The organism is Prauserella marina, from assembly GCF_002240355.1.
Classification (GTDB): domain Bacteria; phylum Actinomycetota; class Actinomycetes; order Mycobacteriales; family Pseudonocardiaceae; genus Prauserella_A; species Prauserella_A marina.
This window is the reverse complement of sequence record NZ_CP016353.1, coordinates 5,059,205-5,079,468: the sequence shown is the minus strand read 5'-3', so window position 1 is coordinate 5,079,468 and position 20,264 is coordinate 5,059,205. Positions and strand designations below refer to the sequence as shown.

General features: G+C 66.8%; 22 protein-coding genes. 12 read left to right on the top strand and 10 right to left on the bottom strand.

From position 1 onward, the window contains the following. Positions 1 to 155: 155 nt before the first annotated feature. Positions 156 to 413 carry a GntR family transcriptional regulator gene (locus BAY61_RS23280; protein WP_091807764.1) on the top strand — a complete coding sequence of 86 codons (258 nt, stop codon included), beginning with the start codon at positions 156 to 158 and terminating at the stop codon, positions 411 to 413. A 236-nt stretch (positions 414 to 649) separates the two neighbouring features. Here the strand turns inward: BAY61_RS23280 and BAY61_RS23275 are convergent, their stop codons facing one another. Beyond that, entirely contained in the window at positions 650 to 1,663 is a 1,014-nt protein-coding gene (locus tag BAY61_RS23275; protein ID WP_091807762.1) for an AraC family transcriptional regulator, read from the bottom strand. Between the two features lie 467 nt (positions 1,664 to 2,130). Here BAY61_RS23275 and BAY61_RS23270 point away from each other — a divergent pair, with 467 nt between their 5' ends. After that, positions 2,131 to 3,045 carry an IclR family transcriptional regulator gene (locus BAY61_RS23270; protein WP_091807761.1) on the top strand — a complete coding sequence of 305 codons (915 nt, stop codon included), beginning with the start codon at positions 2,131 to 2,133 and terminating at the stop codon, positions 3,043 to 3,045. Between the two features lie 60 nt (positions 3,046 to 3,105). On the opposite strand, the gene BAY61_RS23265 is transcribed toward BAY61_RS23270, so the two are convergent. From BAY61_RS23265 to BAY61_RS23250, 4 genes are all read right to left on the bottom strand, one after another. Further along, the gene (locus BAY61_RS23265; protein ID WP_420848838.1) at positions 3,106 to 5,190 is read right to left on the bottom strand and encodes a xanthine dehydrogenase family protein molybdopterin-binding subunit; all 2,085 of its coding nucleotides are present in this window, start codon (positions 5,188 to 5,190) and stop codon (positions 3,106 to 3,108) included. Further along, positions 5,174 to 6,178, bottom strand: a complete 1,005-nt coding sequence (locus BAY61_RS23260) for an FAD binding domain-containing protein (protein WP_091807978.1) — start codon at positions 6,176 to 6,178, stop codon at positions 5,174 to 5,176. The genes BAY61_RS23265 and BAY61_RS23260 overlap by 17 nt, the downstream gene beginning before the upstream one ends. 8 nt (positions 6,179 to 6,186) lie before the next feature. Then, entirely contained in the window at positions 6,187 to 6,702 is a 516-nt protein-coding gene (locus BAY61_RS23255) for a 2Fe-2S iron-sulfur cluster-binding protein (protein WP_091807759.1), read from the bottom strand. 102 nt (positions 6,703 to 6,804) lie between these two features. Beyond that, complete coding sequence (locus tag BAY61_RS23250; protein WP_091807758.1) at positions 6,805 to 7,575, bottom strand: SigB/SigF/SigG family RNA polymerase sigma factor; 771 nt, start codon at positions 7,573 to 7,575, stop codon at positions 6,805 to 6,807. 696 nt (positions 7,576 to 8,271) lie between these two features. Here BAY61_RS23250 and BAY61_RS23245 point away from each other — a divergent pair. The 5 genes from BAY61_RS23245 to ilvD all read left to right on the top strand — a co-directional run bounded on the left by BAY61_RS23245 (position 8,272) and on the right by ilvD (position 13,212). Then, on the top strand, positions 8,272 to 8,643 hold the full coding sequence (locus tag BAY61_RS23245; RefSeq protein ID WP_091807756.1) for an STAS domain-containing protein: 372 nt from the start codon (positions 8,272 to 8,274) through the stop codon (positions 8,641 to 8,643). A 135-nt stretch (positions 8,644 to 8,778) separates the two neighbouring features. Next, complete coding sequence (locus BAY61_RS23240; RefSeq protein ID WP_091807753.1) at positions 8,779 to 9,744, top strand: LysR family transcriptional regulator; 966 nt, start codon at positions 8,779 to 8,781, stop codon at positions 9,742 to 9,744. Between the two features lie 77 nt (positions 9,745 to 9,821). Then, entirely contained in the window at positions 9,822 to 11,102 is a 1,281-nt protein-coding gene (locus tag BAY61_RS23235) for an aconitase X (protein WP_091807751.1), read from the top strand. Continuing rightward, entirely contained in the window at positions 11,099 to 11,512 is a 414-nt protein-coding gene (locus tag BAY61_RS23230; protein ID WP_091807749.1) for an aconitase X swivel domain-containing protein, read from the top strand. The genes BAY61_RS23235 and BAY61_RS23230 overlap by 4 nt, the downstream gene beginning before the upstream one ends. Next, positions 11,512 to 13,212 carry a dihydroxy-acid dehydratase gene (gene ilvD / locus BAY61_RS23225; protein WP_091807747.1) on the top strand — a complete coding sequence of 567 codons (1,701 nt, stop codon included), beginning with the start codon at positions 11,512 to 11,514 and terminating at the stop codon, positions 13,210 to 13,212. Before BAY61_RS23230 ends, ilvD begins: the two co-directional genes overlap by 1 nt. Here ilvD and BAY61_RS23220 read toward each other — a convergent pair. The 3 genes from BAY61_RS23220 to BAY61_RS23210 form a co-directional block, all read right to left on the bottom strand. Beyond that, a complete protein-coding gene (locus tag BAY61_RS23220; RefSeq protein WP_091807745.1) occupies positions 13,199 to 13,978 on the bottom strand; it encodes a class I SAM-dependent methyltransferase in 780 nt (259 codons plus the stop codon). The two genes, ilvD and BAY61_RS23220, sit on opposite strands and share 14 nt — an antisense overlap. A 66-nt stretch (positions 13,979 to 14,044) precedes the next feature. Next, a complete protein-coding gene (locus BAY61_RS23215; RefSeq protein WP_091807743.1) occupies positions 14,045 to 14,581 on the bottom strand; it encodes a CGNR zinc finger domain-containing protein in 537 nt (178 codons plus the stop codon). 133 nt (positions 14,582 to 14,714) lie between these two features. Further along, complete coding sequence (locus tag BAY61_RS23210) at positions 14,715 to 15,320, bottom strand: CYTH domain-containing protein (protein WP_091807741.1); 606 nt, start codon at positions 15,318 to 15,320, stop codon at positions 14,715 to 14,717. 56 nt (positions 15,321 to 15,376) lie between these two features. Here BAY61_RS23210 and BAY61_RS23205 point away from each other — a divergent pair, with 56 nt between their 5' ends. The 4 genes from BAY61_RS23205 (at position 15,377) to BAY61_RS23190 (ending at position 18,002) form a co-directional block, all read left to right on the top strand. Then, entirely contained in the window at positions 15,377 to 16,117 is a 741-nt protein-coding gene (locus tag BAY61_RS23205) for a class I SAM-dependent methyltransferase (protein ID WP_091807739.1), read from the top strand. 126 nt (positions 16,118 to 16,243) lie between these two features. Beyond that, entirely contained in the window at positions 16,244 to 16,696 is a 453-nt protein-coding gene (locus BAY61_RS23200; RefSeq protein ID WP_091807737.1) for a YbaB/EbfC family nucleoid-associated protein, read from the top strand. 23 nt (positions 16,697 to 16,719) lie between these two features. Beyond that, positions 16,720 to 17,025, top strand: coding sequence for a type VII secretion target (locus tag BAY61_RS23195; RefSeq protein ID WP_091807735.1), 306 nt, complete (start codon positions 16,720 to 16,722; stop codon positions 17,023 to 17,025). Next, positions 17,022 to 18,002 carry a hypothetical protein gene (locus BAY61_RS23190; protein ID WP_185769986.1) on the top strand — a complete coding sequence of 327 codons (981 nt, stop codon included), beginning with the start codon at positions 17,022 to 17,024 and terminating at the stop codon, positions 18,000 to 18,002. Before BAY61_RS23195 ends, BAY61_RS23190 begins: the two co-directional genes overlap by 4 nt. A gap of 105 nt (positions 18,003 to 18,107) precedes the next feature. Here BAY61_RS23190 and BAY61_RS23185 read toward each other — a convergent pair whose 3' ends face one another. Then, a complete protein-coding gene (locus BAY61_RS23185) occupies positions 18,108 to 18,500 on the bottom strand; it encodes a DUF2237 family protein (RefSeq protein ID WP_091807976.1) in 393 nt (130 codons plus the stop codon). Between the two features lie 50 nt (positions 18,501 to 18,550). Beyond that, positions 18,551 to 19,168, bottom strand: a complete 618-nt coding sequence (locus BAY61_RS23180; protein ID WP_091807733.1) for an NUDIX hydrolase — start codon at positions 19,166 to 19,168, stop codon at positions 18,551 to 18,553. 29 nt (positions 19,169 to 19,197) lie between these two features. Here BAY61_RS23180 and BAY61_RS23175 point away from each other — a divergent pair, with 29 nt between their 5' ends. Beyond that, complete coding sequence (locus tag BAY61_RS23175; protein ID WP_091807731.1) at positions 19,198 to 19,929, top strand: SDR family oxidoreductase; 732 nt, start codon at positions 19,198 to 19,200, stop codon at positions 19,927 to 19,929. The last annotated feature ends 335 nt before the right edge of the window (positions 19,930 to 20,264 follow it).

Sequence of the window (20,264 nt, the reverse complement as noted above, 5' to 3'; positions counted from 1 at the left end):
CGATGGGCCCGTGAGTCCAATCGCGACACTGAGCGGCGGTCCCGGCGCGGGGTGTCCTGGGTGGCGATTCGAGGGTGACGCGGAGCGTGGCGGAGTAGCGCGCTACTCCGCGTCCTGCATCTTTGTGCAGCTCAGGGCCGTTCTAAGGTTCGGTTATGAGCGGTCCTGACAAGAAGAAGTACAACCCCGGGAACAAGACCGGGTACGAGTACGTGCTCCTCGCGGACCATCTTGCCGGTTTCATCGAGCGCGGGGACTGGGCGCCGGGTAGCAGGCTACCGGGTGAGCGGGCGTTGTCGGAGGAGTACGGCGTCGCGCTGGACACGGTCCGCAAGGCGACGCAGATCCTGCGGGACAGGGGACTCGTGCAGACCCTCAAGTCGAAGGGAACCTTCGTCACCCAGCGCGACTGAGTCCGGTCGCCGAGTTCTGCACCCAGGTCGCCGAGTTCCGCGCTCGGACCGGTGAGTTCCGCGTCCCGGTCGGCGAGTTCCGCGTCCGTGCGGCCCGGTGTCACGCCTGGCTGCCTGGGTCACCGCACCCGCCGCCGTCGACTTCCTGAACGCGGATCTCGCCGTCCTGAACGCGGATCTCGCCGTCGCGAGCGCGGGACTCGCGGGCACACGCACGACTCGCGGCACCGCACGGCTCACCGTCGCAGGGTGTGCGAGGGGGTCTCGCCGAACCCTTGCTGGTAGAAACCCGCGAACCGGCCGAGATGGCCGAATGCCCAGTTCCGCGCGACAGTGGCCACCGTGGTGCTTTCGCGGGTCGCCGCGATCAGGTCGGCTCTCACCCTCCGCAGGCGCACCCCTCGCAGGTACTCCATCGGAGTCATGTCGAGGTCCCTGCGGAACGCGCTCTGGAGCGCCCGGGAGCTCACTCCGGCGACCCTGGCGAGTGAACCGGTGTCGTGGGGAAACCGAGGGTCGGCCTGGATGATGTCGACGGCGGCCTGGACCGTCCTGCTGGGCACTCGGGGTCCTTCCTCGCCGAGCAATGTGCTGTAGGTGTTGTGCTGGGCTCGCAGCAGACCGGTGATGAGCTGTCGCTCCATGGGCAGCGCGATGTGCGAATGGGCGAAGAGCCCGCCATTGGAACCGACGTTGTTGATGAAGTACAGCAACGAGGCGAACCAGGCTTTCGCGTTGCCTTTCGTGGTGTCCATGTCGAGGTCGAACCGGAGTGGCTTGATCGGTTCGCAGCCGATCTGCTCGCCGAGTATCGCCTCGATGGTGGCCCATTCGATGCGGACGACGATCAGTTTGCTCGCCGCGGACAGTCGCATGTGCAGGTTCTCGGTCGGCGTCGTGACCGCGACGTGGCCCGGCCCCGACCACATCTCCTCGCGCCCGCATTGGACGATGCCCTGCCCGTCGAGATGTGCTTGCACGACGAGGAACGACGAGGTCAGCCCAGGGTCGACGATCACATCGCAGCCGTAGTCGACGTAGTTGAGCACGGACTTGTCGAGTGGTCGCGAATGCATGCGGGCATTGACCTTGCGTTCGCGTCCCGCGAGCTGGAGCCGGTGCTCGCAAAGCACTTTCGTCATCAGCGCGCGGATCTCGTCCACGTCGTGTGAGTGGAACAGTTCGTGTCCCGCCAGTGGAAGGCGGCTCAGCGTCAGTATTCGCCGTGGTGGAAGGTCGTGGAATGACATGTCGGTTCTCGCAGAACGAAGGCTCGGGGGAGGTCTGGCCGGCGAGCGGTCGGGGCCTGTCCGCGCGCTCGTCCGGGCGGGGTACGCATCGAGGGCCGGGTTCGCCGGACCCCGTCCGCGGTGATCGTGGGGGAGGACGCGAACGGCATGGCGATGCTTTGGGGACGTCTGACGGTCCACAAAGGATTCTCCGGCGCTTCGACGCGTCGCGTCCGTGAACGGCCGAGGTCGCGGGTGGAAGTGAAGGGGCTGTTCCAGGTGCGGGACCGGTTGTCGGGCACGCCCTTGTCACCTCCTGGTTTCGCGGGCGCGATCATGTTGCCAAGCCTTGACCGGTTTCATATAATGAAACCGTTGAGTCAACTATTCTGGAGGCTGAGAGCATAAGGTGACGTCCCGGTGAGGTCAAGGTCTGACCAGGGCTGCCCCTGACAATCCGGAACGAGAGCGCGCGATCTTGATTCGAAATGACAACTTCGAACGACAATCCTGAAGCGAAACTCGAAACGACAACGACCAACGGCAATGTGAACGGCATTGCCGGTGAACGAAGCCAGGTGAGTCCGCTGTCTGATCGTGGGAAGCCCGAATCCGCCGGGGAAGATCCGGCCAACGAGAATCGTGACTACTCGGTTCGTGCGGTCGAACGTGTCTGCTCGATCCTCAACCTGGTGCAGGAATCGGTGGACGGGGTCACGCTCAACGCTGTCGCGAGAACGACGAGGTTGCCCAAGTCGTCGGCCTTTCGCTATCTGTGGACGCTGGAGAATCATCGCTACGTCGAGCGGGACGACGACGATGGCGTGTTCCGGCTCGGGCTGGGTTTCGTCGGGATGCAGTCGAGGCACCTCGAAGTGCTGCGAGAACGGGCGAGGCCATGGCTTGAGAAATTGCGGGACGAATACCGCGAAACGGCCAATCTGGGAATACTCGACGGCGATTCGGTGATCTATCTCGACATTGTGGAAAGCAGGCGTACCGTCCGGCTCGCGGTCGCCAACGGTCATCGTGACCCGGTGCATTCCACCGCACTGGGAAAGGCCATCCTCGCCCACTTTCCGGAGGGAAGGGTCAGGGATCTGCTGACGCAGGCCGGTATGCCGGAACGGACACCGAACACCATCACCGGGGTCGAGGCATACCTCGGTGAGCTGGCGAAGGTGAGGGAGCAGGGCTACGCCATCGACGACGGTGAGAACGAGGCCGACGGCAGGTGCGTGGCCGTGCCGATTCTCGGAACCCGGTTACCCGCCGCCATCAGCATCAGTGCCCCATCCTCCCGGTTCGCCCCTGACGACGCCGTGCGTGCGGCTGACGGGCTTCGCGAGGTGGCTGACGAGATCGCGGCCGATCCCGAGCAGGTCAAGCGGCCGAAAGACTGAGCGGCGCCTCGGCTTGCCGATTGGCTGCCGCATCCGTTCAGGCACCGCGGGTACGCGGGTTCATCCGAGGAACCTGTCGGCGGTGATGGGCAGATCGCGCACCCTGACGCCGGTCGCGTGATACACGGCGTTGGCGATGGCTGCCGCGGTTCCCACGATGCCGATTTCCCCGATTCCCTTGCTGCCCATGGGATTGACGTAAGGATCATCTTCGTCGATCCACTGTGCCTCGACCGATGCGACGTCGGCGCAGGACGCGATGTGGTAGTCGGCGAAATCGTGGTTGACGACGAAACCGAACCGGTCGTCGGGCACGCTGTGTTCGTGCAGGGCCATCGAGAGCCCCATCGTCATGCCACCGATCAACTGCGATCGCGCGGTCCTCGGATTCAGGATGCGGCCAGCCGCGAAGACGCCGAGAAGCCTGGTCACCCTGACCTCTCCGGTGTCCGCGTCGACGGCGACCTCGGCGAACTGCGCGCCGTAGGCGTACATGGCGTAGCGGCCGGTGTTCGGATTGTCCTGCTGTGCGGCCGTCACCTCGCTGCCCCGGTCCGGGTCCGTTCCGTACTTGTCCCGGAAAGCCCTCGCGGCGGCGACGATCGCCGAACCCCAGTTGGTGGTGCCGGAGGAGCCGCCCGCGACGGAGGCCCACGGCAGGTTGGTGTCGCCGATGTCGACCGAGACGTCGCCGTAGCCGACTCCGAGCGCGTCGGCCGCGATCTGCCCGAGCACGGTCCAGGCTCCGGTGCCGATGTCGACGGCGCCGATCCGGACCTCGTACCTGCCCTTGCCGAGGAATCGCACGGTCGCCGTCGATCCGGGCGACTGGTTGACCGGATACACCGAGGAGGCGACGCCAGTTCCCCACCAGCAGCCGTCGTGCAGAGCCGACCTCGGCAACGGTTGCCTGCTGTACCAGCCGAAGCGGTGTGCGCCGTCGCGCAGGCACGCCACCAGGTTGCGGCTGGAGAACGGCAGCCCGGATTCGGGGTCGACGTCGGGTTCGTTGCGCACGCGGAGTTCGACAGGGTCCATCCGGCACGCCTCGGCGAGTTCGTCCATCGCGACCTCGGGGGCGAACATGCCGGGACATTCTCCGGGAGCTCGCATCCACGAGGGCACGGCGACGTCGAGCGCGGCGAGCCGGTGGCTGGTGCGGCGGTTCGCCGCGGCGTACATCGACCTGGCCGGAAGGCCGGTCTGCTCGGCGAACTCCTTGAGCTTCGCCGTCTGCTCGACGACGTCGTTGCTGATCGAGGTGAGCCTCCCCGACGCGTCCGCGCCGAGCCGCACGTGCTGGATCGTGGGCGTGCGGTAGCCGACGAACGAGAACATCTGTTGCCTGGTGAGCGCGAACTTCACCGCGCGGCCGGGAAGGCGCAGCGCGGCCAGTACCGCGAGCACGGTGTTCGCGTGCGGTTTCCCCTTCGAACCGAAGCCACCTCCGACGAAGGGGGCGACGACCCTTACCGCGTCCTCGGCAAGCCCGAACAACGCGGCGATGGTCCCCCGCAGCGGATGCACGCCCTGGGTCGAGTCGTACAGCGTGAGGGTTTCCCCGCTCCACACGGCGATCGTCGCGTGCGGCTCCATCGGGTTGTTGTGGTACATGGGCGTCGTGTACACCGCGTCGACGGCACGTTCGGCCGATGCGAAGGCTTTGTCGGGGTCGCCGGTCAATGTGTCCGTGGCGAACGAGGGGTTCACCACCTCGGGTTTGTACAGGTCGGCCCTGTCAGCGGAGAACGCGGTGTCGTGTTCCCGCACCTCGTAGTCCACGGAGATCAGCCCGGCGGCCTGCCGCGCGGTCTCGGCCGTCTCGGCGACGACGGCTCCGATCAGTTGCCCACGGAAGGCCACGTCGGGTGACTGGAGGATCTCCAGCTCGGGGTCGGTACCCGAGGTGAGAGCGGGGGCCTCGAAAGGGGACAGTACGGCGAGGACGCCCTTCAGCGCGGAGGCTTCGGCGGCGTCGAAGCCGGTGACCCGGCCCAGCGCGATCATCGATTGCACGGGATGCAGGTAGACGGGCCGTTCGACGAGCTGCTCGTAGGCGTAGGGGGCGCGGCCGGTGACCTTGGCGATGCCGTCGACGCGCGGGATTACGCCGCCCATCACCAGCGGCTCAAGCGGGTTCGTCACGGCGGCCCTCCCCCGCGAGTTCGCTCAGCACGGCCACGATCATGTTTCTCGCCATGGGGACCTTGAATCCGTTGTCCGGCAACGGTTGCGCGTCGGCGAGTTCGGCCGTCGCGGCGGCACGGAACTCCTCGGCGACGGCCCGCCTTCCCCTGAGTGCTTGTTCGGCCAGCGTGGCCCGCCACGGTTTGTGCGCGACGCCGCCCAGCACGATGCGTACGTCCTTGACGAGCCCGTCGGCGACGTCGAGCGCGGCGGCCACGGATACGAGCGCGAAAGCGTAGGAGGCACGGTCGCGGGCCTTGCGGTAGCGTGAGGTCGCGGCGAAGGGCAGGGCGGGAAGGTCGACGGCGGTGATGAGGTCGCCGTGGCCGAGCACCGTGTCCCATTCCGGGTGTTCACCGGGGAGCCGGTGCAGCTCGGCTGCCGGGACCGTGTGGTCGCCCTCCCTCGTGTGTACGTGCACGAGGGCGTCGAGCGCCACAAGCGCGACGGCCATGTCGGAGGGGTGCACGGCGACGCACCTCGGCGAGGCGCCGAGTATCGCGTGGTTGCGGGTGTAGCCGCCGATGGCGGAGCAGTCCTGGCCCGGTTCGCGTTTGCCACACGGTGTCGTGACGTCCTGGAAGTACCCGCAGCGCGTGCGTTGCAGCAGGTTGCCGCCCGTCGTGGCGAGATTGCGCAACTGCCACGACGCGCCCGAGAGCAGGGCCTGCGCGAGCACCGGGTAGCGCACCCGGACTCGGGGATCGGCGGCCAGGTCGCTGTTGCGCACTCCGGCGCCGATCCGCAGCCCGCCGCCGTCGAGCGGCTCGACGCGGTCGAACGGCAGGCGGGTGACGTCGACGACGAGTTCGGGCTCGGCGATGCCGAGCCGGAGATGGTCGACGAGGTTGGTACCCCCGCCGAGGAACGTGGCCCTCGGGTTGGGTGCCACCGTGGCGACTGCCGTGTCGGCGTCGGTGGCCCGCTGGTAGTCGAAGGGAATCATCGGAAGGCTCACAACCCTCGTGCTCTCGCGACGTCCTCGATGGCGGCGACGATCTTGACGTAGGCGCCGCACCTGCACAGATTGCCGCTCATTCGCTCTCTGATCTCGGCGCCGTCGAGGGCGGGGATGCCGGCCACGTCGGAGGTGACCACGCTCGGTGTCCCCGCCGCGGCTTCGTCGAGCAACGCTGCGGCCGAGCAGATCTGGCCGGGCGTGCAGTAGCCGCACTGGAAGGCGTCGTGTTCGAGAAACGCCGTGTGCAGCGGGTGAAGCTCGCCCCCGGAGGCCAGCCCGGCGCTGGTGGTGACGTTCGCGCCATCGTTGGCGACGGCAAGCATGAGGCAGCTCGGTACCCGCCTGCCTTCGACCAGCACCGTGCACGCGCCGCACTGTCCGTGGTCACAGCCCTTCTTGGGGGCGATCACGCCGAGTTGTTCCCTGACCGCGTCGAGGAGGCTGGTCCTGGTGTCGACGGTCAGCCGATGGTTCGTGCCGTCGACGATCAAGGTGATGTCGGATTCCACCCGGGCCCCTATTCGTCGGAGGTCGGTACCGCTGCTCGCGTCCCGTCGTGGGAGCGGAACCACGTGCGGATACGTACCCGAGGGACGGTGGGGGCAAACGGGTCAGTCGCTCAACTCGGCACGCAGGTAGGACAGGGTCTTCGCGAGCAGCCGCGACACGTGCATCTGGGAGACCCCGATGCGGTCGGCGATCTGCGTCTGCGTCAGGTTGCCGTAGAAGCGCAGCATGAGCACCCTGCGTTCGCGCTCGGGCAGCGCGGCGAGCAGCGGTCGCAACGACTGGTGGTATTCGACGTTCTCCAGTTCCGCGTCCTCGCTGCCCACCGTCTCGGCAAGCGGAAGGGTGCCGCTGTCGTCGTAGGCGGCGTCCATCGACACCGAGTGATAGGCGTTGCCCGCGAGCAGGCCCTCCCACACTTCGGCGTCGGTCAGGCCGAGTTGACCGGCCAGCTCACTCGGGGTGGGCGCCCTGCCGAGCTGCTGGGCGAGCTGCCCCGATGCCTGGCTGAGCGCGAGGTGCAGCTCCTTGAGCCTGCGCGGGACCCGCACGGCCCAGCTCGAATCCCGGAAGTGCCTGCGGACCTCGCCCATGATGGTCGGTACGGCGAAAGCGACGAACTCGGTGCCGCGGTGTGGGTCGAACCGGTCGATCGCGTTGAGCAGGCCGAGCCGTGCGACCTGCAACAGGTCGTCCTTCGGCTCGCCCCTGCCGGTGAACCGGCGCGCGATGTGCTCGGCGAGCGGGAGGCAGCGCGTGATGATCTCGTCGCGCAGCAGCGCGAACTCCTTGCCGTCTCGCGGGCAGGCGGACAGCTCTTTGAAGAGCGGCGCGATGTTCTCATAGCCGCCCCGCCCGCGTTCGCGGTCAGCCACCGCCGCCGTTCGCCGCTACGGAGCAGCGCATTGGGCCGATCCGGGGCTGGGGAGTGGCACGACGGTGGGAAACCGGCACGTCGGTGATCTCGGCGACGCGAGGTTCACCGGTTCGTGTCGGTGCTACTTCACCGTCGTATGACTCATGGCTGGCTCTGGCCACGGAGAGTGTTTCGTGGCTGAGGTACCGGACCGTGGGTGGCTTCGGGGCACGGACCGCGCCCGCGGGGGACACGCGCGTTCGCGCGGATGTGCCGGTATGGACGTCGCCTCGACGACGGCGACCGTCCTGTTCCCCGGTGAAGAAATGGTGAGCGACGAAACCACCGGCGGGGGAAGAAATGGTGCGGGTGATCGCGAATGAGGTATTTGAGGCTGAATGGACGGCCATCGGCGCCGGTGTCGTGCTGTTCCGTACCGCTTTCCCGCCCGCGCGATGCGGGTCGCGCTGGGAAGTGCGCGGGCCTGGTGCCGACATGGGTTACTCCTTCTGCCAGTACGCCGTGCCGCCGGAGTACCCGGACAGTGACGAAACAAAACAGTCCACAATAGACAAACATGGATTGTCACCCGTTGTTGGCCTTGCGGGCCTACGCGGCGTACGCGTACGGTCACTCGTGCTGAGTTCGCTCAGTTCCTCGTGGTCCCAGCCGGCTCCCCGGAAAATCCAAGAGAAACCGGAAGGGCGGCGACGAAGTGGAAAGTTTCACGAGCACCGAAATCGACATCAGAATCGAGCCACGCTCGGCTGGGCTGGTCGTCACGCGGGTGGCCGGCGAGGTCGACATCGTGGCCGCACCGACATTGCACGAGTGTGTCGACGCACAGTTCGGCGGGGTTCGCTCGCTGGTGCTCGACCTGACCGAGACCACGTTCTTCGGTGCCGCGGGGCTGGCTGTGCTCGTCGATCTTTCCGACAAGGCGCGGCAACACCGCGTGCAATGGGCCGTCGTGGGCCGTCACCCCGTGTTACGCCCGCTGCGGGCAACTGGACTGGACCAACTGCTTCCCGTCTACTCTCGCGTACCCGACGCCATCACCGCGGTCACTCAACTGGTCACCGCTTGATCATCAAGGCCCCGAGATCCGCGCCCAGGTCAGCGAGTTCCGCACTCGGATCGCCGAGATGCGCGTTCGGGTCCATTCCGCTGGTCGAGGCAGGGACACTTGGCCGTCGCGAGGTACCCGGGTTGAGATGGGGCGGTGAAGACACCCACGGCGCACCTCGCGAACCTGGACATGAACCTGCTGGTGATGCTGCGCGAACTGCTGCGTGAGCGGAACGTGACCAGGGCGGCCGAGCGGGTCGGGATCACCCAGCCCGCCGCGAGCGCCGCACTGTCGCGGCTGCGGCGGCACTTCGCCGACGAGCTCCTGGTCCGCGCCAAAGGCGGCTACACGCTGTCACCGCTGGCCACGCAGCTCGCGGAACAGGTCGAGGTCGTGTGCTCCGCCGCCGAACGCCTCTTCGCGGCGGGAACGGACTTCGACCCGGACGCCTCCCAGCGCGAGTTCACTCTGCTGCTCGCCGACTACACGATCGCCGTTCTCGGCCCTACGCTCGCCCGTGCCTTCCAGGAAAGAGCACCGAAGGTGCGCCTGCACCTGAGGCTGGTCAGGGAGTCGCTGGCCACCGATGTCGCCGACACGATTCACCTCATCGATGGCATGGTGGCGCCGCCGGTCAGCAGATTCCGGCTACCCGGTCTGCGATCGGCGGAGCTCTTCCGTGATCGCTGGGTGTGCGTCGTCGCCCGAGGCAACACGACCCTGACAGGCGACCGCCCGACGCTGGAGGATCTGGCCACGATGCCGTGGGTCGTGCCGTTCCACGACAACGAGGGCTACCCTCCCGCCGCGCCGATGAGCAGGCAACTCACCCTGTTCGGCATCCGCCCGCACGTCGCGGTGAGGGTCGAGAGCTATCAGGCCGTGCCCTACCTCGTTTCCGGAACCGACAGGGTCGCGCTCATCCAGGAACGCCTCGCGGGGCAGGTGGCCGACCGGCTCGGTCTTCGCGTGCTCGAATGTCCTGGCGAGCCGGAGCCGATCGTCGAGAAACTGTGGTGGCACAGCAACTACCAGGAGGATCCCGCGCACATCTGGCTGCGGGAGATGGTGGTCGCCGCCGCGCGCGGCCTGTCTTCTGATCATAAACCAGATCTATAGCTGTCAGGCAGAACCTTTATTTCCGGTTTCCCGCCGGGATCTGCCAACGTGGGCTGACGGCCTTGGAGGTTTCACCGATGAGACTGACCGACCACGAGAAGGCGATGCTGGACGGATCGGAGGGGCCCGCGGTCGCGGCGGCGATGGACCTGCTCGTCCGCTACGGAGAGGCACTGGACGCGGGAGGTCTGTGCGACATCCGCAACGTCGCGGGCACGATGACCCAACCGTCTCCGGCGAAGGCCAAGCTCGTCGCGGAAGGCGGCTGGGACAAGGCGTTCGCGGTCATCAACCTCGACAGCGACGCCGATCTCGACATCCCGGACATGCGCATCCCGACCTGCCAGTTGCAGCAGGGTTTCGGCTCCGACGCCGATGGTGTCGCGCCCTATCCCCGGCAGTTCGTCGAATTGCAGGAGGACGCGGAATCCTTCTACGGCAGGAAAGGCGTCAACATACTGGCGACGTGCACTCCGTATCAGGTCGGGAACCTTCCGGTCAGAGGCGAGCACGTGGCGTGGATGGAATCCTCGGCCGTGATCTACGCGAACTCCGTGCTCGGCGCGCGAACCAACTGCGAGGGCACGGCATCCACCGGAGCGGCGAGCCTCACCGGCAAGATTCCCTGCTGGGGCAATCATCTTCCGGAGAACAGGTACGGAACACACCTCATCGACGTCGAAGTTCCCGTGCGGGATTTTCTGGACTGGGGCATGCTCGGGTACTTCGCGGGTGACCTTGTGCAAGAGGAACGTCCGGTGATCACGGGGGACATCGGCATTCCCGAACTCGCCGACCTCAAGCACTTCGGCGCGGCAGCCGCCTCGTCGGGTGGGGTCGAGCTGTATCACATTCCCGGCATCACGCCCGAGGCCGCGACGCCGGGAGACGCCTTCGGCGCACGTCCCGTTTCCGAAGCGGTCGGCTACGGCCCGCGTGAACGAAGGCGCATGTACGAAACCCTGAACTCACAAGGGAACAAGTCCGATGTCGACTTCATTTTGCTCGGGTGCCCGCACGCTTCGATCGACCAGGTGTGCCGCGCGGCGAAAGCGCTCGAAGGCCGCCAGCTCAACTCCGGCACCCAGTTGTGGATGATGGTGCCGCGCGCGCTGAAGGCCATTGCCGATCGCAGCGGGTACACCGAGATCATCGAAAGCGCGGGAGGCAAGCTGCTCGCCGACTCGTGCCCCGCGATGTCGCGTTCGGCGCCGGAGGGCACCACGGTTTTCGCTACCGATTCGGCGAAACAAGCCCACTATCTGCCCGCGATCCTCGGCATCGAGGCGTGGTTCGGCACGCTTGAGGACTGTGTGAACGCGGCGATCACCGGCCGCTGGACGGGAGAGCTGCGATGACGATCGTCCTCAGTGGAAGGAAAGTCGTTCCAGGCGTCGTGGAGGGCGAGGCGCTCGTCTCGCACGAAACCATTTCCGGCTGGGGCGGTATCGACCCGGCCAAGGGCACGATCATCGAGCGAAGGCACGAACTGTTCGGTGTGTGTTTCACCGGCAAGATACTCGTTTTCCCCGGTGCGAAGGGATCCTCCGGCTGGTCGGGCTTCTTCCAGACGACGAGATTGATGGGAACGGCGCCACTCGGGATGATCTTCACGGTCATCACCACGAAGGCGGCACTCGGGGCGGTCGTCACCCGTGTTCCCGCCGTCACCGATCTCGACCGCGATCCGGTCGCGGTGATCAATACCGGCGATTGGGTGCGCATCGACGCCGACCGTGGCCTCGTCGAAGTGAAGGAGCACGCCTGATGGCGAAACCGAAGCTGCGCAGCAACTTCCAGCCCGGATCGTCGTTGTGGGCCGTGCGAAGGGCGCAATGGCGGGCGCTTGGACTGTCCGATGAGGACATGGAGAAGCCGAAGATCGCCGTCGTCAACTCGTCGTCGGACCTCGCGATCTGCTTCAGTCACCTCGACGACGTCGCGGCGACCGTGAAGGAGGCGGTCCGCGCTGGCGGCGGGCTCCCCTTCGAGATCCGCACGACGGCGCCGAGCGACTTCATCTTCTGCGCGGGCGGGGGCGGCGGCTACATCCTGTCCTCGCGGGACCTCATCGTGAACGACATCGAGGTCGCCGTCGAAGGCGCACAGCTCGACGGCATGATCTGCCTTTCGTCGTGCGACAAGACACCGCCCGCGCACCTGATGGCCGCGGCGAGGCTGAACCTGCCGACGATCCTTGTCGCCTGCGGTTACCAACCGAGCGGGGAATACCGGGGCGAGCCGATGGACATCGAGGAGGTGTTCATTCGTTCCGCCGACGCGCTGCGCGGCACCATCAGCACCGAGGAGATCGGTGCCATGGCCGACAACGCCGTGCGCGGTCCGGGAGTGTGTTCCGGAATGGGTACGGCCAACTCGATGCACGTCGTCGCCGAAGCGCTGGGGATGACTCTTCCCGGCGGCGCTCCGGTGCTCGCCAACAGCCCGAAGATGGTCGAGTACGCACGCGAGAGCGGGGCGCGGATCGTCGACATGGTGCTGGCCGACCTGCGGCCACGGTCGATTCTCACCGAGGGAGCGTTCCGTAACGCGGTCGCCGCGGTACTCGCGTCGAGTGGTTCGATCAACACGGTCAAGCACCTGCAAGCGTCCGCCACCGAAGGTGAACTCGACATCGACGTGTTCGCGCTGTTCGAGGAACTGTCGGACACCGTGCCGATGCTGTCGGCCGTGCGGCCGAACGGCGACAAGTCCATCGAGGAATTCGAAGCCGCCGGAGGAGCACGAGCCATCCTCAAACGGCTCGAACCGTTGCTCGATCGCGAGGCGCTCACCGTCACCGGAAAGCCGGTCGGCGACAATCTCGCCGGTGTCGTTCCGGTCGGCGACGAGGTCATCCGCCCGCTGGACAAGCCGGTGACGACGGAGGCGCCCATCGTCATCATGCGAGGTTCGCTGGCACCGGAGAGCGCGATCGTCAAGCTCGGCGCGCGAGAGGCGAGCCGAAGGCGAAGGTTCACCGGACCGGCCGTGGTGTGCGGGGCGGGCAACGACGCCATGTCCGCGATCACAAAGGGCAAGGTGAAAGCGGGCGACGTACTGGTCGTCAGAGGCGGTGGGCTCAAGGGAGGGCCGGGAATGGCGGGAAGGGCCTCGATGGTCGCCTTTCTGCTGTACTCGGCCGGACTGGAGAACGAGGTCGCCATCGTCACCGACGGCCAGCTTTCCGGGCTGGTGAACAAGGGCCTTGTCGTCGGCGAGATCGCCCCCGAGTCCGCGGTGGGCGGGCCGCTCGGCCTTGTCAGAGACGGCGACCTGATCAGCATCGATGTCGACGCGCGCACCGTGGACCTCGACGTGCCGGAGGAGGAAATCGCCGCGCGAAGGGCGAGTGAGGGCGAGCCACGGCTACCGGAAGCGCGTGGCTACCTCGCGCTGTACCAGCGGTCGGTCGGGCCGATGTCGAAAGGAGCCGTGCTCGGCGGCGACGCGGTCAATCGCGCCTGATCGCCCAGGTCCGCGTGAGGTAGGTGGTCTCGACGACGCGTTCGCCGGCGAGCCGTTCGCGGGCGAAGTCGAGGAACCTGCCGAACAACTCGTCGCCCAGTTGTGCTTGCACGTCGTTGGCCGAGCGCCACAACCCGAGGTACCTGTCGACGTCGTGTCGTGCGAGATGTCTGCCTTCGAGATACACGAGGCCGCCGAAACCGGAGGCGGCGGCCAGCTTCTCCGACAGCGTGGAGACGAAGGCGGAGCTGCCCGAACTGACTCTCCGGACACCGGGCCGCAGCCGAGTGATCTCGGCTTCGATGTCGGCCAGCAGCGGGTTGTCGTCGAGCTTCCTGGTGTTCCACAATGCGGCGAACCAGCCACCCGGCCGGAGCACTCGCGCGAACTCGGCGATGCCGGCTGGGAAGTCCACCCAGTGGAACGACGAAGCCATGGTCACCAGATCGGCGGAGCCATCGGGAAGGCCGGTGCGCTCACCGCTTCCCGCCAGCCAGCGGATCCGGGACCCCTCGGAGTCGAACTCGCCCCGCCGTCTCATGTGGACATTCGGCTCGACGGCGACGATCGATCTCGGCTCGCGTTCGGCGAGCATCCTGCTCCAGATCCCGGTGCCCGCACCGACGTCCGCGATGTCGAGCGTGGCTGCCGGTGCCGATGGCAGACCGAATATCGCGTCGCGGACGGAGGGGGAGTACCCCTCCCTGAACCGGGAATAGTCGTCCGCGAGTCTGCTGAAGTCGCCGTGGACGACGCTGGGTGTCATGGCGTCGAACGTAGCGGCACCAAGGGCTGGGTTGGGTGGAGTTGACTTCCACTCACCCGGCGAGCGCTACCGGATGTGCCTTGCCCTGTGCGGGCGGGGTTGCGGCTTCTCTCCACAGAAGTCGGTGCTGCACCAGACGCCGTTCTTGCTGGGCGAACGATCGTAGAACACGTACCGGCATTCGGGATTGTGGCAGGTCTTGAGCCGGTCGAGTTCGCCCGTCTGGCCCGCGGCGAACAGGATCGCCAGTAGCGAGCCGATGAGTGCTTCGGTGCCGGTTGCCCGTTTTGGGGGCAGTACCGGCTCGCCTTCGGGCGTCCACTGAGCGCCGCTCAGCGTGGACTTCGCGAACTTGTTGAGCGTGGCGACGGCGTTGCCGGTTGCCCTTCCGCCGAGGAAGTCGCGCACGGTCTCGCGGAAGGTGACCAGCTGCTCGTGTTCTTTTCTGCTCGGACTGCCCGTTTCCATGTCGTGAGCCCTGAGCCACAGTGCGGCGCTGGCCTGCGTGATCAACGCGTCCTCCGCGCTGCGGAACTTCGCCGAGTTGCAGAACAACTCGATCTTGCGCAGCTCACCGGGGGCATCGGATCGCTCGAATGACACCGCACGAGGTTACCAACTAACCTCGGCCACAGATAGCTGGTCAGGCCGTGGCGATGTCGCTCACTCCGCCGCCCCTGGTGAGCGGGGCGAAGGGACACCGGCAGGCTTACCGCCTGCCGGAAACCCCGGTAATTCAGCCCGCGTCGCCGGGAAGCCGGTCACCGAACACCCTGCGTAGTTTGGACGGCCAGCGCGAACGCCGGATGCCCAGCGACTCCAGCGCCTGCCCGATGTCGTCGAGCACTTCGTCCGCCGTGCCGTCTTCGAGTTCGATCTCCACTTCCCGCCACGTGTCCTTGCCGAATCCGCCACCGGCCCGCTCGGCCGAGACGTGGTCGTCGACGAGTGTCGCGAGTGGACGGCCGGAGGAGTCCAGCAACGCGTGGCTGTACCGGGTGGTCGTGATGCGGGCGACGGGGAGCAGGTCGAGACTGGGGTCCGGCAGGCGTTGCCGCAGCCGGTCGGGAACCGGCTCACCGGGCTCTCCCAGCGGTTCGGTGATCTCCTCCCGATGGCCGCCTTCGTGCGGGAGCTTCACGTGCCAGCCGGCGTCACCGCCGCCCGTTCGCCGTCGCAACGTGATCGACTCGCCGATCAACCGCAGGTCGGCCGTGTCGAAATAGGTTGCCTCCAGCACGGACTTCACGGGATCCGCCTGCCTGACGATCCCGCCTGCTCCCTCAAGCCGGGGCACCGCCTCGGTCAACTCCAGTTCGAACTTGATCTCACGCTCGATCATGTGGGTTCCCGTCCTCCGTACTGCTCACTGGTGCCATCGACGTTAGTCTCCCCGAAATGGACGATGCGGGACCGCGCGGTCAGGAGGCGGTCGAGCGGGCACTGCGGTTGCTCGCCGACCCGCCGGGTGAGCCGGAAACCAGCCACGGTTACCTCGACCTGCTCGGTGCGGCCGAGCGCCGGAAACCAGGCCCGGTGCAGGCGCTGTGGGAGTCGAACGGCGGCTCGGCGCTGTACGACTCGGCCCAGTCGCTCGCTCGCGGGGTCTTCACCACGTTGAATCCGCCCTTCTCCACGCTGGGTCTCGAACAGGCGGGGACCGCGCTCGACATCGGGTCGGGGCCAGGCAGCGTCACCTCGACGCTGGGGCGCTACGTCGGAGCGAGAGGTCTCGCGCTCGGCGTCGATGTGTCGGAATCGATGTTGCGCCGCGCCGTTCGCGACTACGCCTCGGCCAACGTCGGGTTCATCAGGGCCGACGCGCGGCGGCTTCCGTTTCGCGACGCGTGCTTCGACGTGGTGACCTGTCTTGCGGTGCTCCAGCTCGTGCCCGACCCGCTGACGATCGTCGCCGAGGCGGCGCGGGTCCTCGTACCCGGGGGAAAGGTCGCGATCATGGTCCCGAGTCCGGGCGGAAGGATGGGCAGGCGGCTCGGCGAGCTGATCGCGGGCCCTGCCGGGCTGTGGTTGCCGACGGCTGACGAGATCGCGGAAGTACTGACCGGCAACGGCGTCACCATCGTGCACTCACGGCAAAGCGCACTCGTGTTGAGAGTGGAAGGCACGAAGGCGGGCTGAAGCGGTGCCTTTCGGGTAATCGTTTCCGAACCAAAACTGAAGGGGGCGAACTCAACGGAACCGATTCGTCGGCGTGGCCCGTCATTATGGGGACGCCGACGAATTACTGGGGGAAGGAATGCGCCGATGCCGGACAGTATCGAGGCCAGCGAGCGCATGGTCGACGACTGGAATCGACGTGTCCAGCAGCAGGCACGGCGATATCAGGCCATGGCCGAACGGGTCGAGGACATCTCCGTCACCGAACGGTCGCGGGACAATGCCGTCGAAGTGACCGTCGATTCCAAGGGGTTGCTCGTCGACCTCACGATTTCCGAAGCGGTGCAAGGGAAACGGATGGCCGAGGTCTCGCGGCAGGTCATGCGTACCGTGCGGATGGCGCAATCCCGCCTCCCCGGCTTGTTGCGGCAGGCGATGACCGAGACCGTCGGTACGGAAGATCAGGCGGTGAACAAGGTTTTCCGCGATGCGAGGGCACAGTTCCCCCAACCACCAGAAGACGATCCGCCATCGCGACCTCGCCGGGATCGCGCCGACGATGACGACGACGATTTCGGCGGTCGTTCGATTCTTTCCTGACTTTTCATCACGAGGGGGATGTCATGCCAGACGGCGGTTTTGAGCTGGGTTCCGACCTGGCTGCCCATGCCACACGGCTCGACGGCTGTGCGGAAGGGATCATGGAAGCGGTCGAAGCCGCTCAGCGGGTCAGTATGCCCACCGGCGCGTACGGCACCCTGTGCCAGCCGTTCCGGCTGTTGCTCGATCAGGTCGAGCAACAGGGAATCGATGCGCTCGACGAGGCGGTCGAGGCCATGAACGCGACCGCCGAAAAGGTGCGCAACGCCTCGGAAAGCTACCTGGGGACCGAGGACGGCATCGTCGATACGTTCAAGGCCGGTGAATGATGCCAGACGGTAACTCGCTCGTCGCGGACGCGCCTCAGGATGGTCCCGGTCCCGGCCCGTTCACCGTAGGAAACGGCGAATGCGGGTACGCGGGCGGAATCGGCATCGCCGAGCCGGCGAACGATACGTTCAACGACATCGAAGACGGAAACTGGGTCCAGGGTGGACTCGGCGCGCTCGACCTCGCCGCGGAGAGTGCCGCCGCGGCCATCGACCCGTTCGGTTGGCTCATGTCGTCGGTCGCCTCGTTCTTGATGGAGCACATCCAGCCGCTGAAGGACATGCTGGATTCGGTGTGCGGCGATCCGCCGGTGATTCAGTCGTACTCGGAAACGTGGGGAAACGTCGCGACCCGGCTTGAGGGAACGCGGGTCGACTTCGCGAACGCGGTGAAAACCGGTACGGCGGGATGGACCGGTGGTGGCGCCAACGCATACCGGGCGTCCTGTGAGGAACAGGAAGAGACCCTCGCGGGCGCGGCTTCGGTCGCCGGTTCGGTCAGCACCGTCGTGATGATCATGGGCGAGGTGGTCAGCTTCGTCAGGGAAACCGTCCGTGGTCTGATCGCGGATCTGGTGGGAAAGCTCATTTCCTGGGTGCTGGAAACGGTCTTCTCGCTGGGTTTCGGAACGCCGGTCGTGGTGGCGCGGGCGGTGACCGCCATCTCGAAGTGGGCGACCAAGATCGCCGACCTGCTCAAGAAACTGCTGGAGACCATCCGCGAGGTCTCGCCGTTGCTCGGCAAGCTGGGTGACATCCTGGCGAAGATCCTCACGGTGAGCGGCAAGGTCGCGGGCAAGGTGACCGGGCTCGACGTCATCCCCGCCGAGAACATCAAGCCCGGTGGTTTCCTTCGGTACGGAGATGTAGACGGGCCGAGTGGCGGTCCGGTGTCGGGACCGGGTCACGGCGACCCGTCCGGTGGCACCAGTTCAATGACCGACAACACCGGCACGCGCGTCAGCCCTCACCGGTGACTCGCGGCTCGACACCGGATCCACCTCGAACCCGACTCATCCACGACGGATTGAACGGAGCGTGGATTCTGCTGCCGGTTCGTGCGTCGGGCCGTCAACGAGGCTTCACAGCAATCCACCGGGATCGGCGGGTACGTCGACCGCGTGCTCCCGCAGCGCGGAGAGAGGGATCACCTCGGTGGCCTTCTCGTTGGTCGCGGCGAGTAAGACCGGCGGGGCGGCACCCGCTTCGTAGGACTCCAGCCACCGGGAGGCGCCGACACACCATCGGTCGCCGGGAGTCAAGCCGACGAAGCCGTATTCGGGGCGCGCGGTGACCAGATCGTTGCCGACAGCTTGCTGATGGGCGAGGAACTCGGCCGAGACGACCGCGCACACGGTGTGGCTGCCGAGGTCCTCCGGTCCCGTGTTGCAGCATCCGTCGCGGTAGAAGCCGGTGACGGGGTCTGTCCCGCATGGCTCCAGTTCTCCACCGAGCACGTTGCGATCGGTTGTCATCGTTCCAGCCTGGCACGTACCTGGTGTCGGCGGCAGCTCAGGATCGCCGATCACCGCCAGGCGAACACGGGCTGTTCGAGATGCCCGACCTTGGTCGGCCTTCCGCGCAGCACCACCTCGCGAAACTGGTAGAGCACGGCACCGGTCGGTGCGTGCAGGTAGGTGTCGAGCAGCGGGAGCTGGATCACCGGCCGGTCGGATTCGGGGATGCTGACGAACCGGGGCTCCACGTCGAGGTCGGAGAGCGGGATCCAGAACACCCTCGCCACCTCGTCGGGGTTCGGGCGCGGTTCCGGCGGCGCTCCCGCCCACACCACGACCGGGGTGATGACATATCCGGACCTGGTCACGTAGTCGTCGAGCCTGCCGAGCACGTCGGCTGGGCCGAGCCGGACGCCGATCTCCTCGTGCAGTTCCCTGAGCGCGGCCGTTGTCGTGTCCTCGCCGTCGTCGAGCCTGCCACCTGGGAGCGCGAACTGACCCGCGTGCGCGCGCAGGGTCGCCACTCGCCGGGTGAGCCAGAAGCCGAGCTCTCCCTCGTTGGCGACGAGTGTGATGGCGACGGCGGCGCGCCTGCCGGGAGCTTCGGCCGTTGCCGGGGTGAAGGCGCGCAACGCCTGCGCGACGGTGTCGCGGGCGTGCTGGACGCCGCGGGCTCCCTGGGACATCCGACCATGGTAGGCGCGATACTTGCGCCATGACCGGACTTGTGATCATCACCGGCGGTGGAAGAGGAATCGGGGCGGCGACGGCTCGCCTTCTCGCCGGAAGGGGATGGGACGTGTGCGTCGGGTTCCGCGATGATGGCGCCGCCGCCGAGCGAGTCGCCGGGGCATGCCGCGCCACCGGCGCGAAGGCGATCACGGTACGGGCGGACGTGGCGGTCGAGGCCGAGGTCATGGCGCTCTTCGACCGTGCGGAAGTCGAACTCGGACCTGTCCGGGGCCTTGTCAACAACGCGGGCGTCGTCGCGCCGAAGGCCACGGTCGCCGAGCTGAGCGGTGAACGGATCCGGCGGATGGTCGGCGTGAACGTACTCGGCGCGTTCCTGTGCGCGCGGGAGGCCGTCCGGCGCATGCCGGAGGGTTCGGCGATCGTCAACGTGTCGTCCAGGGCGGCCGTACTGGGAGCCGCCGGAGAATACGTGGACTACGCGGCGTCGAAGGCCGCGGTCGAGGCGTTGACGACGGGTCTGGCGAAGGAGGTCGCGGCGCGTGGCATCCGGGTCAACGCGGTGCGCCCTGGGCTGATCAGGACCGGGATCCACGCGAGCGGCGGGAGGCCGGACAGGGTCGCCGAACTGGCGCCGACGGTCCCGATGGGCAGGGGCGGCACCCCCGAGGAGGTCGCCGCCACGATCGCCTGGCTGCTTTCGGAGGATGCTTCCTACGTTACCGGGTCCTTTGTGGACGTCAGCGGTGGTCGTTGACGGTCGTCGCTGGTGAGCGCGGTGAGGGCGGCACTGCTGGTCGCCGTGCTTCGGACGGGGACCGGTTGCCCGCTCGGGCGAGCGTGTTCATGATGTTCCACCCCACTCTTGACCAATCCGCGACATCGATGTTTCATGTACTGAAATCGAGAGTTGCTGCCACTCGATCGATGTCGTTCTCGACCCGCTGGTCGAGTGACGATCGCACTACGCTGCCTTGATCGATTCCAGAAATGCCAGAAGTCCGTTTTATCAACGAAAAATGACAGCTCGGTCATCTTGACCGACGTGCAAGTCGCTGCGATTCTGAGTCGACCGACTGGTCGGTCGAGGCG